This is a genomic window from Kribbella sp. NPDC004138, assembly GCF_053603655.1.
In genome coordinates, this window is the sequence record NZ_JBSGFZ010000008.1 from 236799 (window position 1) to 252345 (window position 15547).

Genomic DNA, 15547 nt, shown 5'->3' on the forward strand with positions numbered 1-15547 from the left:
GTGAGCCGCCTCTCCCCAAACCGTTCTGCAGAGAGTGTAGATAACAGCTCAGCGTGCCCGGCTCAGGCTCACCGCAGCGGATCCCACCCGCGTTCGAGCTGGGCCTTGATGCGCAGGACGTTCTTCACGTAGAGCTTCGTGTCGGGGTACATGCCGTTCTTCTTCACGCCGCCGAGGCCCTGGTAGTAGCCGGCCACCGCGATGTCGAGCCGGGCGGCGCCGGTCAGGCGGCTGAGCAGGACGACGCCGGCGGTCACGTTGTCGCGGGGCTCGAGCAGGTCCAGGTCGCACCCGACGAGCCGGGAGGCGAACCGGCCGGTCGACGGGATGACCTGCATCGCGCCGATCGCGTTCGCGGGCGAGACCACGCGTTGCTTCCAGCCGGACTCCTGCCAGCTGACCGCGAGCGCCAGCTCCGGATCGACGCCGTACCGCTGTGAGGTGCTCACGATCAGTGACCGCATCTGAGCCCGGGTCGGCAGCTTGCGCTTCTTCAGCGTCGCCCGGTTGCGGTTGGCCTGCGCGACGATGTGGTCGGCGTAGGTCCGGCCGGCGAACGTGTTGTCCGTCCGCGCCTTCGGGCGGATCTTCACCGGGACCTGCAGCGGCTTGCCGGCGTAGATGCGGTCGCCGGCCTTGAGCCCGTTCGCGGCGAGCAGGTTCGCCTGCGAGCACTTGAAGCGCTTCGCGATCCCGGACACGGTGTCGCCGGGCTTCACGACGTATGTCACCCGGCCGAGCTGGGAGCGCTTCGCCGGCGTCTTGGCGGTGCTCTTCGCCGAGCCCTGACCGGAGCCCTTGGCCGGGACCTTGAGGACCTCGCCTGCGTAAATGGCGTTGCCGTTGCCGGGCAGGTGGTTCAGCGCGACCAGCGTCGACACCGTCGTGCCGTAGCGGCCGGCGATGTGGCTCAGGGTGTCGCCCTGCTTCACCTTGTACGCGCCCCAGCCCGGCGAGCCGGCCGTGATCACCGCCGCCGCCAGCACCGGCACGGCCAGTCCGCTCAGAATCCGTACGACGTTGCGCATCGCAACCAACTCCCCGTGTGAACGTCAATTGACCGTATGTGCTGGTACGGATGTGACAACAGGGGCGAATGGGGTTGGTGTTACGCCTGTAACGCAAAGGTTACAATTCAAGGCTGAACTACATTGTTGTCGTTCACAATCTTTCCGGTTGCTGCGGGCAACGGTGAGTCAGTGACCGAACCGGGCGGCCAGGAACGGCTTCCCGAGGTCGGGCAGCGTCCCGGTCCGCACGGTCTCGGCCAGGACCTGCGCGGTGACCGGCGTCAGCAGCACGCCGTTGCGGTAGTGGCCGGTTGCCCAGAGCAACCGATCCAGCCCGGACGGTCCGAGCACCGGCGCGTTGTCCGGCGTCGCGGGCCGGAGCCCGGCGATCGACTCGACGAGTTCGAGTTCGTCGGTGACCGGCAGCACGGTCCGCGCGTCGCGGAGCAGCGCGAACACGCCACCGGCCAGCACGCGGGTGTCGTAGCCGAGCTCGGTGCTGGTCGCCCCGACCACCAGCTCGCCGCCAGGGCGCGGGACCAGGTAGACAGAGAAGCCACGGGCTGTCGCGCGCACGGTGTGGTGCAGGGCCGGCCGGTACGCCTCTGGGACACGCAGCCGCAGTACCTCACCCTTCACGGGACGCACCGGCGGGCGGAGCTCGTCGGGTACGCCGCCCAGCTGCGACGTCCACGGCCCTGCCGCCGCGATGATCTGCCCTGCGTGCACCGTGTCACCGTTGTCCAGCTCTACGCCGACAGCCATCGTGCCGGAGGTGATGACCCGCGTGACGCGGCGGCGGATGAGCTCGACGCCGGACAACTCCACGGCACGCAGGAGAGTGGCCACGGCCTGCCGGTTGTCGACGGAGTGGTCACCCGGAACCCAGACGCCGCCGGAGACGCCGGTGGCGAGCATGGGCTCGCGGCGGCGGGCGTCACGGCCGGACAGCACCTCCACCTCGAGCCCGAGCCTGCGCTGGTAGTCGGCGACCCGGCGGAGCACCGACATGTCGTCGACGTCGTACGCGACCGACAGTGTGCCGGTCTGGTGCAGCCCGGCGGGTTGGCCGGTCAGTTCCTCCAGCTCGGCCGCGAAGGCGGGCCAGGCGTTGACGGACGCGAGATTGAGCGCGAGTAGGTCGTCCTCGCCGAACTCGACCTCGGTGACCGGAGCCAGCATGCCGGCGGCGACGTTGGACGTCTGCGCACCTGGCGTGGGGTCGCAGACCGCTACTTGTACCCCGTCCGAGGCCAGCCGCCACGCAGTCGCGAGCCCGATCAGTCCGGCGCCGATAACAACCACGTCAGGCATGCCCTCAACCCTACTTCCGGGCGGACATGGCAGGCTTTGGGGTGTGACTGACCACACCGACCGTCTCGCTGATGCCCGGCTCTACCTGTGCACGGACGCCCGTGAGAAGCAGGGCGACCTCGAACAGTTCCTGGACGCCGCACTGGCCGGTGGCGTGGACATCGTGCAGCTCCGGCAGAAGGACATGGAGGCCGCGGACGAGCTGGCCGCGCTGGAGGTGTTCGCCGACGTGTGCAAGCGGCACGGCAAGCTGCTGGCCGTCAACGACCGCGCCGACATCGCGTTCGCCGCCGGAGCCGACGTACTGCACCTGGGGCAGCGTGACCTGCCGGTGCACGCCGCGCGCGCGATCACCGGACCGGGGCCGGTCATCGGGCGCTCGACGCACTCGTTCAGTCAGGTGAACGCCGCGGTCGACGAGGTGGGCTCGGACTACTTCTGCGTCGGGCCGACCTGGGAGACCCCGACCAAGCCGGGGCGTCAGGCGGCGGGTCTGGAGCTGGTGTCGTACGCGGCCGGGCGCCGGCAGCCGAAGCCGTGGTTCGCGATCGGCGGTATCGACCTGCAGCGGCTCGACGAGGTCCTCGAGGCGGGGGCCACGCGGGTGGTGGTCGTGCGGGCGATCACCGAGGCCGACGATCCGGAGGCGGCGGCCGCCGAGTTCAGCCGGCGACTGAGGGTGGCTGGGTGATCAACAACCCGAAGGCCGCGCGGATCGTCGCGGTCGTGGTGATCGCGATGCTCGTGATCACGCTGGCGGCGTCGCTGTTCGGGTGTGCGGCCGGCACGGCCGAGAAGAAGCCGGACGTCGACGCGGAGAGCGGTCTGCGGATCGTCGCCACGGCGGACCTGCCGAAGGAGGCGCAGGACACGCTGAAGCTGATCGAGCAGGGCGGCCCGTACCCGTACAGCCGCGACGGCGTCGTCTTCGGCAACCTGGAGAAGATCCTGCCGAAGCACGACCGCGGCTACTACCACGAGTACACCGTGAAGACGCCGGGCGAGAAGGACCGCGGCGCCCGCCGGATCGTGACCGGGAACGCCGGCGAGCGTTACTACACGGACGACCACTACAAGTCCTTCCGCCGGATCGCGGAAGACGGGGGAACCTCATGACGTCACTGCGCGCCCTGCTGGAGGAGGGGCTGCGGCCCGGGGTCTACCGCTGGCCGGATGCGCCCGGCGCCGACGACGTACGTCGTGATGCCTTGGCAGAGGGTTTCGGGTTCGTGCTGCTCGACACCGGCGAGATCCACGACAAGGCCGGCTTCCTCGACCTGTGCGCGACCGCGTTCGACCTGCCGCGCTGGTTCGGCCGGAACTGGGACGCGCTGGCCGACTCGCTCAGCGACCGCTCGACCGGTGCACCCGAGGTCGTGCTCTGGACGGGCCTGCGCCACCTGCTCGAGCACGACCACGACACCGTCGACGTCGCGCTGCAGATCTTCGCCGAGGACACCACGAACTCCGGCCAGCTCCGCGTCCTCGTCGCGGAGACCGACACCTCCGACCTGCTCAGCTCACTCCCGATCCTCTAAGCCCTAGCTGCTCGGTCAGCTCGTCGAGGTCCGCGGCGAACAGCAGGTTGCGGCCGCGGTTGCTCTCCCGCACCCAGTCCGCGAGCGGCTTGCTCGCCGCCACCCGGGCCGAGATGTCGCCGACGACGGCCAGGCCCATCTGGTACATGACGAACTTCTGGGTGATCGCGCCGGCCCGCCCGGTGCGCAGCTCGAAGAAGTCGTCGCCGACCTGCTCCGGCGTGAACGCGATCCACTCGGCCTCGTGCGCGTAGTGCGCGTCGACGATGAGCTGGACGACGTCCTGCTCGTCGCCGAGCGGTGTCTCGCTGACATGTACCCGTGGCATGTACCCGAAAGTACCCTAAATGCCTGAATCTGACTATTTATAGGGAATTCTAAGGAACGTGCCTTACGCTGAGGAGATGGCCCAGGAGCTGTACTCGGTGGAGCAGGTCGCGAACCGCCTGGGGCTGCACGTCCGCACGATCCGCAACTACGTCCGCGACGGACGGCTGAAGGCGGTGCGGATCGGCAAGCAATACCGGATCACCCGCGAGGACCTGGAGAAGTTCACCGGTACGCCGACCGCCGTCGTCGAGGTCGACCGCTCCGCCCGGCACGTCGAGGCGTCGAGCATCGTCCACATCGACGCCGTCGACCGGGCCACCGCGGACCGCCTCAGCACGCACATCCACGGCGCGCTCAACCAGCCCGAGGCCGTGCACCTCAAGGCCGAGACGATCTACGACGAGGACCGGGCCGTCCTGAAGGTCATCATCCTCGGCAACCTCACCGCCACGGCCGACCTCCTGCGGCTCATCAACCTGCTCGCGGACCAGTAGCTACACGACGCGCGACGTGGCGGCGACCACCAGGTCGGTGAGGGCCTTGCGGGCGACCTCGTCCGCGATGGCGGCCTGGTCGAGTGCGTAGAGGGCGTCCTCGGTGCGGTCGGTGATCAGGTCCTCGCAGGCTTGCACGGCGCGGGAGTCCTGGAGGATCTCGCGCAGCAGCTGGATCTCGTCGTCGTCCAGGTCGGGGCGGCCGAAGAGCCGGTCGAACTCGGCCAGCTGGGTCTCCGACGCGTGGTCGACGGCGTACGCGATCAGGACCGTCCGCTTGCCCTCGCGCAGGTCGTCCCCGGCGGGCTTGCCGGTGACGGCCGGATCGCCGAACACGCCGAGCAGGTCGTCGCGCAGTTGGAACGCCTCGCCCAACGGCAGCCCGTACCCGGACAGCGACGTGATCAGCTGCTCGTCCCCGCCGCCCAGTGCGGCGCCGATGTGCAACGGCCGCTCGATCGTGTACGTCGCGGACTTGTAGCGCAGCACCCGCAACGCCAGATCCATGTCCGACTCGCCGCTGGCCTGCGCGAGCAGATCGAGGTACTGACCGGCCGTCACCTCGACCCGGACGGCGTCGAAGTACTGCTCCGCGCGGGCCAGGGCGGCCGCGTCGAAGCCCGAGGTGTGCAGCAGCTCGTCGGCCCAGATCAGGCACAGGTCGCCGAGCAGGATCGCGGCCCCGACCCCGAAGCCGACCGGATCCGCGCCGTACCCCGACTGCGCGGCGCGCTCCCGCTGCTGCGCCTCGAACCGGCGGTGCGCGGCCGGCGCGCCCCGGCGTACGTCGGAGGAATCCATCACGTCGTCGTGCACCAGCGCGCTGACGTGCAGCATCTCCAGGCTCGCCGCCGCCTCCAGGATCGGCTGCGCGGGGTCACCGCCGGCGGCCCGGAAACCCCAGTAACAGAAGGAGGGACGCAGCCGCTTGCCGCCGCTGGTCGCCTCCCGCGCGGCCTGCACCTGCTCGGCCAGCTCCGGGCCGATCGCGGTCAGCCGCTCCTCCTGCCGGTCCAGGAACCGGGTCAGCACCTGCTGGATCCCGGCCGGGACATCCACATCGCCATCCACATCTCGGGCCACGTCTCGGAGCGTAGTCGGTCGGCAGACGGCAGCGGCCACCGCGGGTAACCTGATCGCCATGGCGAACGGACTTCCCTCGACGCTTCCCGGCGGTGCGCCGACCATCCGTGAGCTGCTCGCGTCCGGCGACCGGTCGTTCTCGTTCGAGTTCTTCCCGCCGAAGACCCCCGAGGCGGAGGAGGTGCTGTGGCGCTCGATCCGCGAGATCGAGCAGCTGCGGCCGACCTTCGTGTCGATCACGTACGGCGCCGGCGGCACCACCCGGGACGGCACCATCCGGGTCACCGAGCGGGTCGCGCAGGACACCTCGCTCACCCCGCTCGGCCACCTGACCTGTGTCGCGCACTCCCGTGACGAGCTCCGCTCGGTGATCGGCGCGTACGCCGGCTCCGGGGTCCGCAACATGCTCGCGCTGCGCGGCGACCCGCCGGGCGGCCCGAACCAGCCGTGGGTCGCGCACCCCGAGGGGCTGAACCACGCGATCGAACTGGTCGAGCTGATCCGTTCGCTCGGCGACTTCTGCGTCGGCGTCGCCGCCTTCCCGGACAAGCATCCGGAGGCGGACTCGCTCGAGGCCGACGCGCAGGTGCTCGCCGCGAAGGCGCGGGCCGGCGCCGACTACGCGATCACGCAGATGTTCTTCGGCGCCGACGACTACTTCCGGCTCGTCGACCGGGCCGCCGCGCTCGGCTGCGACATCCCGGTACTGCCCGGCATCATGCCGGTCACGAACATCAAGCAGATCCAGCGGATGGCCGACCTCACCGGCATGGCGCTGCCGGCCGCCGTCACCGACCGGCTGCTCGCGGTCGAGGACGACCCGGCCGCCGTCCGCGCGGCCGGCATCGAGATCGCGACCGAGTTGTGCGAACGTTTGCTTGCCGGCGGAGCTCCCGGCATCCATTTCATCACCCTGAACAGATCCACCGCGACCCGACAGGTGTTCCTCAACCTCAAGGCGTCCGTCGTATCCTGACGCAATGGCTGACCCGTCGGACCTGTTGATCGATCGCACGCTCGTCCTGCTCCGGCACGCGAAGGCGGTGCCGCCGGAGACGATGCAGGACTTCGAACGTCCGCTGTCCGACCGCGGCCGCGCCGACGCGGGCGCGGCCGGCCGGTACCTCGTTGCCCAGGGCATCGAACCGGACCTGGTGCTGTGCTCGCCGTCGAAGCGCACCCGCGAGACCTGGAAGTACGTCGCCGAGGCCGGCGTCACCGCCAAGGACGTCTGGTACGACAAGCGGGTCTACAACGCCGACAGCGAGAGCATCCTGGACGTGATCCACGAGGCCCCGGCCGAGGCCCGCACCGTGGTCGTCGTCGGCCACGGGCCCGGCATCCCCTGGCTCGCCGACGAGCTCGCGCTGGACGGCACCAGCCCCGAGCGCGTCGAGCTCACCCAGAAGTACCCGACCACCGGCCTGGCGGTCCTGCACCTCACCTGCCACTGGGCGGACCTGTCCGCGAACGACGCCGACCTGGTGTCCTTCGTCGTACCGCGCGCCTAGGACCTAGGACGGCAGCCAGCGGGTGCTGCTGTTGACGGTGATCAGCCGCTGCGTCGCCCTGGTCAGGACGACGTAGAGCGCCCGGACACCGCCCAGCGTGTCGCTGACGATCCGGTCCGGTTCGACGACGACCACCGCGTCGTACTCGAGGCCCTTGGAGTCGAGCGGGCTGACGGCGACGACCCGCGGGTCGTCGAGCTCGGCCAGGACCGGATCGACCGCCGGACGCAGCGCCGGCGGCACGATGACGCCGACGGTGCCCTCGACGAGCTGGAGCAGCTCGACCGCGGCGTCGCCCGCGGCCTGGGAGACCTTGCCGGCGTCGAAGACCCGGTGCTCCGGTTCCACCCCGGTACTGCGGACCGCGTTCGGCAGGTCCGCGTCCGGGATGGACTGCCGGATCACCTCACCGGCGAACGAGTAGATCTCGGCCGAGTTCCGGTAGTTGGTGGACAGCCGGAACGCGTGCCGCTGCAGGTGCGACAGCATCGAGTCCATCGCGGCCCGCGCCTCGTCCGGGTCCGGCCAGGAGCTCTGCGCCGGGTCGCCGACGATCGTCCAGCTGGCCTGCGGTCCGCGCCGTGTCACCATCCGCCACTGCATGGGGGAGAGGTCCTGTGCCTCGTCCACCAGCACATGCGCATACTCGTCCGGCTCCTCCGCCTCCCGGGCGGCCGCGGCCCGGGCCCGGCGCTCCGAGCTGGTCAGGACTTCGTTGACGCCGTCCGACAGCCCTTCCAGCCAGTCGAACTCGTCGTCCTTGTTCTCCACGATCGGAGGACGGCCCAGGAAGGTGCTCAGCTCGTCCAGCAAGGCGACGTCGGCAATCGTGAACTCTGCTGTCGAGCGGATCGCCGTGGCGAGGGTGTCGACCTCGATGGGAGTCAGGTCGTTGCGCGCCCAGCGCTGGAGGCGGCGTGCGTCCCCGAGCCAGCGCAGCACGGCCTCCGGGCTCAGCACCGGCCACCACTGGCTGAAGAACGTCCGGAACGCCGGGGTGTCGGCGACGCGGTCACCGAACGCCTCACGGTCGCCGAGCGGACCGGTGCGCAGGTCCTCCGGGAACCGCTGCCACAGTGCGGCGATCAGGCCCTTGCGCGCCTCGCCTGCCGCGCGGTTGCGCGCCGTCCGGCGCAGTGCGTTCCGCCGGACGTTGTCGAGCTGGTTCGCGTCGAGCTCGACGGTTGCGCCACCGAGGAAGACCCGGAGCGTGGTCGGCGCGTTCGGCACCCGGTCGCGCGCGGCCCGCGACAGGACGCCGCGCATGCGCAGCGAGCCCTTGATAGCCGCGGCCGGTGCGTCGTCGACCGCGGTCGCCTTCACGCCGTCGACCAGCTCGCCGACAGCGCGCAGTGAGACCGTGTTCTCGCCGAGGCTCGGCAGCACCCGCTCGATGTAGGCCATGAACGCGGCGGACGGGCCGACGACCAGGACGCCGCCGCGCTCGAAGCGCCGGCGGTCGCTGTACAGCAGGTACGCGGCGCGGTGCAGCGCGACCACCGTCTTGCCGGTGCCGGGTCCGCCGCCGATGACCGTGACGCCACGAGCCGGTGACCGGATCGCCTCGTCCTGCTCGGCCTGGATCGTGGCGACGATGTCGCGCATCGTGTGCCCACGGGCCCGGGACAGCGACGCCATCAGCGCGCCCTCGCCCATCACCGGCAGGTCCTGCGGCGCGCGCTCGGGTGCCAGCAGGTCGTCCTCGAGGCCTGCGATCCGCGCCCCCTTGTTCCGCAGCACGCGGCGCCGGACGACCTTCTGCCGGTCCGTCGCGGTGGCGCGGTAGAACGGCTCGGCCGCGGGCGCCCGCCAGTCGATCACGAGCGGCTCGTACTCCGCGTCGCGGACCCCGATGCGCCCGACGTACAGCTTCTCGAGGTCGGCGGCGGTCGTGGCGGCCGGCTCGTCGTCGCCGCGGTCGGAGTCGAGCCGGCCGAACACCAGGCCCTCGTGCTCGGCGTCCAGTTCGGCGATCCGGCGGGCGGCGGCGAACACCAGCACGTCCCGCTCGTACAGACCGGTCTGCTCTTCCTCGCGGACCCGGCCGACGTTCTGCGCCTGGCCGCGTTGGTGGCCTTCGACCGCGATCCGGGACGCCGACCGTGCGGCCTCCTCGACCCGGCCGTACACCCGGTCGACATGTTCTTGCTCCGCCGCCAGCTCAGCCCGCTCCACGGTCGCGTGGTCGTCGTGATCGGCCGATGTGGGGGTTTGATCCACCGAGGTCCTCTCTACGGCCGGGACCCGCCCCGACTCAGAACACAGGAACAGCCAATCTTAGTTGGCTTACCTGTCCAACCCCACAGGGGTCTCAAGCCTTCCCGATGGCATCCGCCACGATCGCGGCACCCAGTGTGGTGGCGGGCACGCCGGACCCCGGGTGCGCGCCCGCGCCGACGCAGTACAGACCCTTCACCGGCGACACGTTGGCCGCCCGGCGGCGGGCCGTCCGGTAGCCCTCCCAGGCCACTCCGGCCCACCAGGACGGCGACGTCTGCCGCGACACCACGTTGTCCCGGACGTGCAGACCACGGGCGACCAGGAGGTCCAGGACATCGTCGGTGGGGTAGCCGTGGACCAGCACGGACCAGGCGTGGTGCCCGGACGGCGCGGTGCCGCTGGTACGGACGACAACGGTCGGGGTCCCGTGCAGCACGGTCTCGAACGGCAGCTGCGGGACCGGGTCCTTCAGGCCGAGATGTACGACGTACGCGGCCTGGGCCTGATGAGTGGAGAGGATCCGCTTGCGGACCTTCTTGGCGGCGGGGTCGTCGACGAGGGACTCGTAGAGGACCCGCGGGTCGATGTCGCTAACGACGATGTCTGCGCGCAGCTCCTCACCGTCAGCGAGCCGTACGCCGGTCACCGCGCCGCCGGATGTGGTGACGGCGACCACCTCGGCGCTCGTGCGGACCGTGATCTTCCGTTCGCCGGCCCGCTGTACGAGGGCGTCGGCCAGGGCTCCGAAACCGCCTTCGATCGTCCAGCGGCCGAAGGTGCGCTCCAAGTACGACCAGACGCCGACGTACCCCGGCGTGAGTCTGGCGTCCGATCCACCCTGGGCCGCGAAGTGTCGCAGTACCGCGCGGGCGCGGTTGTCGGTGAGCTCGCGCTGAGCGACCTTGTCGAGCGACTGCCACGGCTTGAGGGCACGGAGCGTCTTGATCGGCAGCCTGTCCTCCAACGGCGGCTCCAGCGAGGTCTTTCGGAGGAGCTGCCACGTCTCGCCGTAGGCGTCGACCAGAGCGGTCCACTGTGCGGCCACGGGTGCACCAGCCAGGTCTGTCCACGCTTCTTCCTGCGCACCGCGGTCGCTGATCGGCAGGTCGAGTACGGAGCCGTCGGTGAACATGTGGCGCCGCGGTTCGGACACCGGGTCCAGCTGCACCAGACTCTCGATAGGGCGACCGCTCTTGCGGAACAGGTCACGCAGCGCGGCCGGCAGCGTCGTACTGGCCGCACCGGCGTCCCAGGTGAAGCCGTCGGCCTCGACGCGGCCCAGTGCGCCGCCGAGATGCTCATCGCGTTCGCAGACGGTCACCTTGTGACCCAGCTTGGCCAGCCGCACAGCACTCGCGAGACCGGCCAAACCGGCCCCGACGACAATCACATCGGCCATCAGACAGCACTGCTCCCCGTCACAGGACTACGTTTGTCGCGCCAGGCCTTGAACCTGGCATAGCCGCGCCGGATGAACCGGAACCCGAAGTACACCGCGACCAGGCCGAGGACCAGCAGGACGCCTGCGATGACGAGCGCGACCTCCGGGTGGAACGCGGCCAGCGACACCACGCCGGCGACCGCGACGTCCTCGCCGGACGACGCGGCGATGTTGGTGACCGGCTCGGGCGAGGTGTTGATCGCGAGCCGCAGGCTCGACTTCACCGCGTGCGAGAGCAGCGCCACCACGCCGCCGGTCGTCGCGATCAGGGCCTGCTGCAGCGTGCCGGCCTCGCCGGACATCAGCGCCGCCAGGATCGCGCCGATCGTCGGCCGGATGACGGTCGAGATCGCGTCCCACGCCGAGTCGATGTAGGGGATCTTGTCGGCGACGAACTCGAACGCGAACAGCGCACCCGCCGCGATCAGCACGGGCGTGGTGGTCAGCGCGTGCGGCACGTCGTCGGCGCCCGCGAACCGGCCCAGCAGGCCCAGGATCAGCACGCAGGCGTAGGCGTTCACCCCACTGGCCCACCCGGTCGTGACCGCCAACGGCAGCGCTTCCATCGTCGTACTCCGTAATCCCTCTTCGTCAGTATCGAACCCGACGACGTGAGTTTTGGTTAACCGTTGACATCCGCGTCGCCTCGACCCACAGTGACTAGGCTGCCAGTCTGTGTGACCGGCACCCGCCCACGGGTTCAGGAGAACATCATGCTGCGTCGTCCGAAGATTCTTGCCGCACTCGCTGCGGTAGCGCTGCCGGTCGCCTTGACCGGCGTGTCGTTGGGAGGTCCACCGGCCGAGGCGTCCCAACAGGGTGCGCCGTCCCCGTCGTCAGCGTCGTCAACAGTCGCCGCGTCGGCGTACAGCGCGGCCGCCGCGAAGTACGGCGTACCGGAGTCGGTCCTGCTGGCCGTCTCCTACGCGGAGTCCCGCTGGGACGACCACGCCGGCGCGCCGAGCACGTCCGGCGGCTACGGCCCGATGCACCTCACCGGACTCGGTGCGTCCGAGGTGGCGGACCTGTCCGGGAAGCAGAAGGTCGCGACCGCCGAGTCGCTGCAGACGCTGCAGAAGGCGTCGGAGCTGACCGGCCTCGACCAGGGCGCGCTGCGCTCCGACGTGACCGCCAACATCAACGGCGGCGCGGCGGTGCTCGCGTCGTACCAGAAGTCGCTCGGCCTGCCGGTCGGCGCGGACACCTCGCCCGCCGCCTGGTACGGCGCGGTCGCGTCGTACGCCGAGGCGGGGGACAAGGCCGGCGCGGCCGGGTTCGCCGACGACGTCTACACGATCATGGCCAAGGGCGCGGCCCGGACCACCAACACCGGCCAGCAGATCGTGATGCCGGCCGTCGCGGTGACGCCGGACAAGGCGCAGCTCGGCAAGCTGTCGCTGCCGGCCGGGGTGCAGCCGTCCACGTCGGACGTGGAGTGCCCGGCGTCGCTCGGCTGCGAGTGGCTGCCCGCGCCGTACTCGGAGTTCGGTGCCGGCGACTACGGCAACCACGACCTCGCGAACCGGCCCGAGACCGGCAAGATCGACTACATCGTCATCCACGACACCGAGGGCGGCTGGCAGGGCGTACTGAACCTGGTCCAGGACCCGACGTACGTGAGCTGGCAGTACACGATGCGCTCGTCGGACGGCCACATCTGGCAGCACGTGAAGGCCAAGGACGTCGCCTGGCACGCCGGCAACTGGTACGTGAACATGCACAGCATCGGGATCGAGCACGAGGGCTTCGCTGCCCAGGGCGCAACCTGGTACACCGAGGCGCTGTACCGCAACTCGGCCAAGCTGGTGGCCTACCTGGCAGCCAAGAACGACATCCCGCTCGACCGGGCGCACATCATCGGCCACGACCAGGTGCCGGGCACCGTCCCGTCCACGGTCCGCGGCATGCACTGGGACCCGGGACCGTACTGGGACTGGGAGCACTACATGGACCTGGTCGGCGCGCCGATCTGGGGCAAGTCCGTGTTCGCGGTGAAGGCCGGCTCGATCGTCACGATCAAGCCGGGCTTCGAGGGCAACGTCCAGGTGATCAACAGCTGCGATGCGCCCGGCACGCCGTGCAAGCCGCAGGGCACCAACTTCGTCTACCTGCGCCAGGCGCCGGACGACAACGCTCCGCTGGTCAAGGACCTCGGTCTGCACCCGGACGGGTCCAACGGCACCATCGAGGTCTCCGACATGGGCTCCCGCGTCGCAGCAGGTTCGGAGTACGTCGTGGCCGAGCGGCAGGGCGACTGGGTGGCGGTCTGGTACCTGGGCGCGAAGGGCTGGTTCAAGAGCCCGGCGTCCGCACCTGACGCGTTCGCCAAGCCGGGCCTGGTCGTGAAGCCGAAGGCGGGCAAGACGTCGGTGCCGGTGTACGGCCGGGCCTACCCGGAGAAGTCGGCGTACCCGGCCGGCATTCCGTACCAGACGGTGACGCCGCTGCAGTACACGATCGGCGAGGGCCAGGCCTACCCGGTCGGTGACCTGAGCATCGAGACCGACTACTACCGGGCCGTGACGTTCGCCGGTGAGCCGCCGGCGGACCACGTCCAGGTGCTCGGGAAGGACAAGTACTACCAGATCTGGTTCGGCCACCGGATGGCGTACGTCCGGGCCGCCGACGTGGACGTCCGACCGGCCGTCTAATCTGGCTGTCGTGATCGACGAAGCCGTCCAGCCGCTGCTGGACGGCTTCGTTGCGTCTGTCCGCGAAGTCGCCGCCGTGGAAGCGATCTGGCTGCACGGCTCGCTGGCGCTGGGGGACTACCAACTGGGGCGCAGTGACCTGGATGTCGTCGCCGTGGTCTCTTCGCCGCCGACCCCGGCAGTGGCCGAACTGCACCAGGAGCTGATGCGCTCGGATCCGCTGGCAGCCAAGCTGCACTGCTCCTACATGCTGAGGTCGCAGCTGGCCGACCCGTCGGTGCGCCACCCGACGTTCGCCCAGGGCCGGTACTTCGATCGCCCGGTGACGCCGGTGACCCGCCGGGAGCTCACGATCGGCAACCGGACGCTCTTCGGCCCGGCGCCGGCCGGCCTGCTGCCGCCGACCAGCGACGAGGAGCTCTTCGCCTTCATCCGCCGGGACCTGCGCGAGTTCTGGCTGCCGGCCACCCGGAAGCGGTCGAACTGGTACGCCGACATCTGGGTCGACCTCAGCCTGCTCACGATCGCCCGCGCCCACGTGACGCTGGCCACCGGCGACCTGATCACCAAGCGCGCGGCCTTCGACGTCCTGCCCCGCCTCGGAGCTCCCGCGGACGTCGTCGAGGACATCAGGCGCCGCCGCTACGGGCCGGCGTTCCGCACCGGTCCCTGGTGGCGGCACACCCGCGCCGGGCTGACCCGGCGCTTCGTGCGCACCGCGATTCCCGCCGTCCTCAATTCACGGTGATCGGCGTGCCGTCGGTGAGCTTCAGCAGCTCGCCGTACGTCGTCGGGAACACCGAGTGCGGGATGCCCGCGGCGGCCCAGATCACCGGGTACTGCTCGAGGGCGGTGTCGACGTAGGTCGGGACCCGGCCCGGGTGCCCGACCGGGGCGACGCCGCCGATCGACTGACCGGTGTGCTCCTTGACGAACTCCGGCGTGGCCCGCTTCAGCTTCCCGATCCCGAGCTCGGCAGCGACCTTGGCGGTGTCCACGCGGTGCGCGCCCGAGGTGAGGATCAGCACCGGGGCGCCGTCGCCGGCGAAGATCAGGCTGTTCGCGATCGCGCCGACCTCGCAGCCGAGCTCGGCCGCCGCGGCCGCCGCCGTCGGCACCGCCTCGTCGAGGATCACGATCTCGCCGGTCGCACCGGCCGCCGCCAGCGCGTCGGCCACCTTCTGCACATTGGGATGACTGCTCACGGGGTGAGCTTAGGTCAGCCCGGCGGCGCCGAACGACACGTTGAACCGGTCGCACCAGATCACCGCGCTGCGGAAGTCGCCGAGCCGCACGTCGGCGGGGATCGGGTAGTTCTGGTTGCCGTGGTTGCCCTTCAGGGCGCCCAGGGCGCGGTACCGCCCGTCGTCGAAGACATGCCAGCCGGCCTTGCCGGCGACCACCTTCGCGTCGCTCAGCCAGACCTTCAGGTCGGGACCGTCGGAGGTGTCCAGGTTCTCGATCCGGAGAATCCGGCGGCCGTCGGGCAGGGCGAGCACCGCGACCGTGCCGGACGTCCGGTGTTCGTGCGAGATCAACTGACCGGTCAGCAGAACCCTGGTCTGCGGCGCCGGCCGGGAGGCCGGCCGTTGCGGCCCGGCGGAAATTGTCGGTGGCCTGGTCGACGATGAAGTCGTGGAGATCGGAACAGCGCCGGGCAGTGCCTCGTCGACGACCTTGTCGGTGACGAGCCGCCACGGCTGGAAGAGCGGCAGCGCGATCGCTGCCACCACGACGGCGACCGCCGCCGCGGCCGTTCCGGCTGCCCGTTTCCGCATCGTTCGTCCCTCCGTCCCGGAGCTTCCAGTCTGGCGCCCGGACCGCGCCCCCGGCGGCGCGCCGGGCTTACGGACCGTTGACGACTGTCGGCGGACGGCGATACGCTTCCCTTGTTCGAACAGATGTTCGATTACCTCGGACCCGGTTTCGTCGGGAGGCCGGACCGAGGTGGACCG

Annotated in this window: 17 protein-coding genes; 8 read left to right on the forward strand and 9 right to left on the reverse strand. The window is 70.4% G+C overall.

The window, feature by feature from the left end; translation table 11 throughout:
* Positions 1–68: 68 nt before the first annotated feature.
* Positions 69–1028 (reverse strand): lytic transglycosylase, encoded by a 960-nt coding sequence (locus ACWEOO_RS13855; RefSeq protein ID WP_452143261.1) that lies wholly within the window; start codon positions 1026–1028, stop codon positions 69–71.
* 168 nt (positions 1029–1196) lie between these two features.
* Positions 1197–2324, reverse strand: coding sequence for a glycine oxidase ThiO (thiO, locus tag ACWEOO_RS13860; protein WP_452143262.1), 1128 nt, complete (start codon positions 2322–2324; stop codon positions 1197–1199).
* A gap of 43 nt (positions 2325–2367) precedes the next feature.
* Here thiO and thiE point away from each other — a divergent pair, with 43 nt between their 5' ends.
* Genes thiE through ACWEOO_RS13875 form a run of 3 tightly spaced genes read left to right on the forward strand, consistent with a single transcriptional unit; the run spans position 2368 to position 3862 of the window.
* Positions 2368–3015: a thiamine phosphate synthase gene (thiE, locus tag ACWEOO_RS13865; RefSeq protein WP_359933372.1), complete on the forward strand. Its 648-nt coding sequence runs from the start codon at positions 2368–2370 to the stop codon at positions 3013–3015.
* Positions 3012–3440, forward strand: a complete 429-nt coding sequence (locus tag ACWEOO_RS13870; RefSeq protein ID WP_452143263.1) for a ribonuclease domain-containing protein — start codon at positions 3012–3014, stop codon at positions 3438–3440. Before thiE ends, ACWEOO_RS13870 begins: the two co-directional genes overlap by 4 nt.
* Positions 3437–3862: a barstar family protein gene (locus tag ACWEOO_RS13875; protein WP_452143264.1), complete on the forward strand. Its 426-nt coding sequence runs from the start codon at positions 3437–3439 to the stop codon at positions 3860–3862. Before ACWEOO_RS13870 ends, ACWEOO_RS13875 begins: the two co-directional genes overlap by 4 nt.
* Here the strand turns inward: ACWEOO_RS13875 and ACWEOO_RS13880 are convergent.
* The gene (locus ACWEOO_RS13880; protein ID WP_452143265.1) at positions 3840–4190 is read right to left on the reverse strand and encodes a DUF4180 domain-containing protein; all 351 of its coding nucleotides are present in this window, start codon (positions 4188–4190) and stop codon (positions 3840–3842) included. The two genes, ACWEOO_RS13875 and ACWEOO_RS13880, sit on opposite strands and share 23 nt — an antisense overlap.
* A gap of 76 nt (positions 4191–4266) precedes the next feature.
* On the opposite strand from ACWEOO_RS13880, the gene ACWEOO_RS13885 reads away from it, so the two are divergent.
* Positions 4267–4686: a helix-turn-helix domain-containing protein gene (locus ACWEOO_RS13885; RefSeq protein WP_452143266.1), complete on the forward strand. Its 420-nt coding sequence runs from the start codon at positions 4267–4269 to the stop codon at positions 4684–4686.
* Here the strand turns inward: ACWEOO_RS13885 and ACWEOO_RS13890 are convergent, their stop codons facing one another.
* Positions 4687–5769, reverse strand: coding sequence for a polyprenyl synthetase family protein (locus tag ACWEOO_RS13890; protein ID WP_452143267.1), 1083 nt, complete (start codon positions 5767–5769; stop codon positions 4687–4689).
* A 58-nt stretch (positions 5770–5827) separates the two neighbouring features.
* Between ACWEOO_RS13890 and metF the strand changes: the two genes are divergently transcribed.
* Together metF and ACWEOO_RS13900 are read left to right on the forward strand one after the other, a co-directional pair.
* On the forward strand, positions 5828–6745 hold the full coding sequence (metF, locus tag ACWEOO_RS13895) for a methylenetetrahydrofolate reductase [NAD(P)H] (protein ID WP_452143268.1): 918 nt from the start codon (positions 5828–5830) through the stop codon (positions 6743–6745).
* A gap of 4 nt (positions 6746–6749) precedes the next feature.
* Entirely contained in the window at positions 6750–7280 is a 531-nt protein-coding gene (locus ACWEOO_RS13900; RefSeq protein WP_452143269.1) for a SixA phosphatase family protein, read from the forward strand.
* Positions 7281–7283: 3 nt separating this feature from the next.
* On the opposite strand, the gene ACWEOO_RS13905 is transcribed toward ACWEOO_RS13900, so the two are convergent.
* From ACWEOO_RS13905 to ACWEOO_RS13915, 3 genes are all read right to left on the reverse strand, one after another.
* Positions 7284–9500, reverse strand: a complete 2217-nt coding sequence (locus tag ACWEOO_RS13905) for a HelD family protein (RefSeq protein ID WP_452143270.1) — start codon at positions 9498–9500, stop codon at positions 7284–7286.
* Positions 9501–9591: 91 nt separating this feature from the next.
* On the reverse strand, positions 9592–10899 hold the full coding sequence (locus ACWEOO_RS13910; protein WP_452143271.1) for a phytoene desaturase family protein: 1308 nt from the start codon (positions 10897–10899) through the stop codon (positions 9592–9594).
* Positions 10899–11507 carry a DUF4126 domain-containing protein gene (locus ACWEOO_RS13915; protein WP_452143272.1) on the reverse strand — a complete coding sequence of 203 codons (609 nt, stop codon included), beginning with the start codon at positions 11505–11507 and terminating at the stop codon, positions 10899–10901. The genes ACWEOO_RS13910 and ACWEOO_RS13915 overlap by 1 nt, the downstream gene beginning before the upstream one ends.
* Positions 11508–11654: 147 nt before the next feature.
* On the opposite strand from ACWEOO_RS13915, the gene ACWEOO_RS13920 reads away from it, so the two are divergent.
* Together ACWEOO_RS13920 and ACWEOO_RS13925 are read left to right on the forward strand one after the other, a co-directional pair.
* Positions 11655–13592 (forward strand): N-acetylmuramoyl-L-alanine amidase, encoded by a 1938-nt coding sequence (locus ACWEOO_RS13920; protein ID WP_452143273.1) that lies wholly within the window; start codon positions 11655–11657, stop codon positions 13590–13592.
* Positions 13593–13602: 10 nt separating this feature from the next.
* Positions 13603–14340: a nucleotidyltransferase domain-containing protein gene (locus tag ACWEOO_RS13925; protein WP_452143274.1), complete on the forward strand. Its 738-nt coding sequence runs from the start codon at positions 13603–13605 to the stop codon at positions 14338–14340.
* Here ACWEOO_RS13925 and ACWEOO_RS13930 read toward each other — a convergent pair.
* Positions 14327–14797, reverse strand: coding sequence for a YbaK/EbsC family protein (locus tag ACWEOO_RS13930; RefSeq protein WP_363710608.1), 471 nt, complete (start codon positions 14795–14797; stop codon positions 14327–14329). The genes ACWEOO_RS13925 and ACWEOO_RS13930 overlap by 14 nt on opposite strands.
* A 9-nt stretch (positions 14798–14806) precedes the next feature.
* Entirely contained in the window at positions 14807–15370 is a 564-nt protein-coding gene (locus ACWEOO_RS13935) for a DM13 domain-containing protein (RefSeq protein ID WP_452143275.1), read from the reverse strand.
* Positions 15371–15547: the final 177 nt, after the last annotated feature.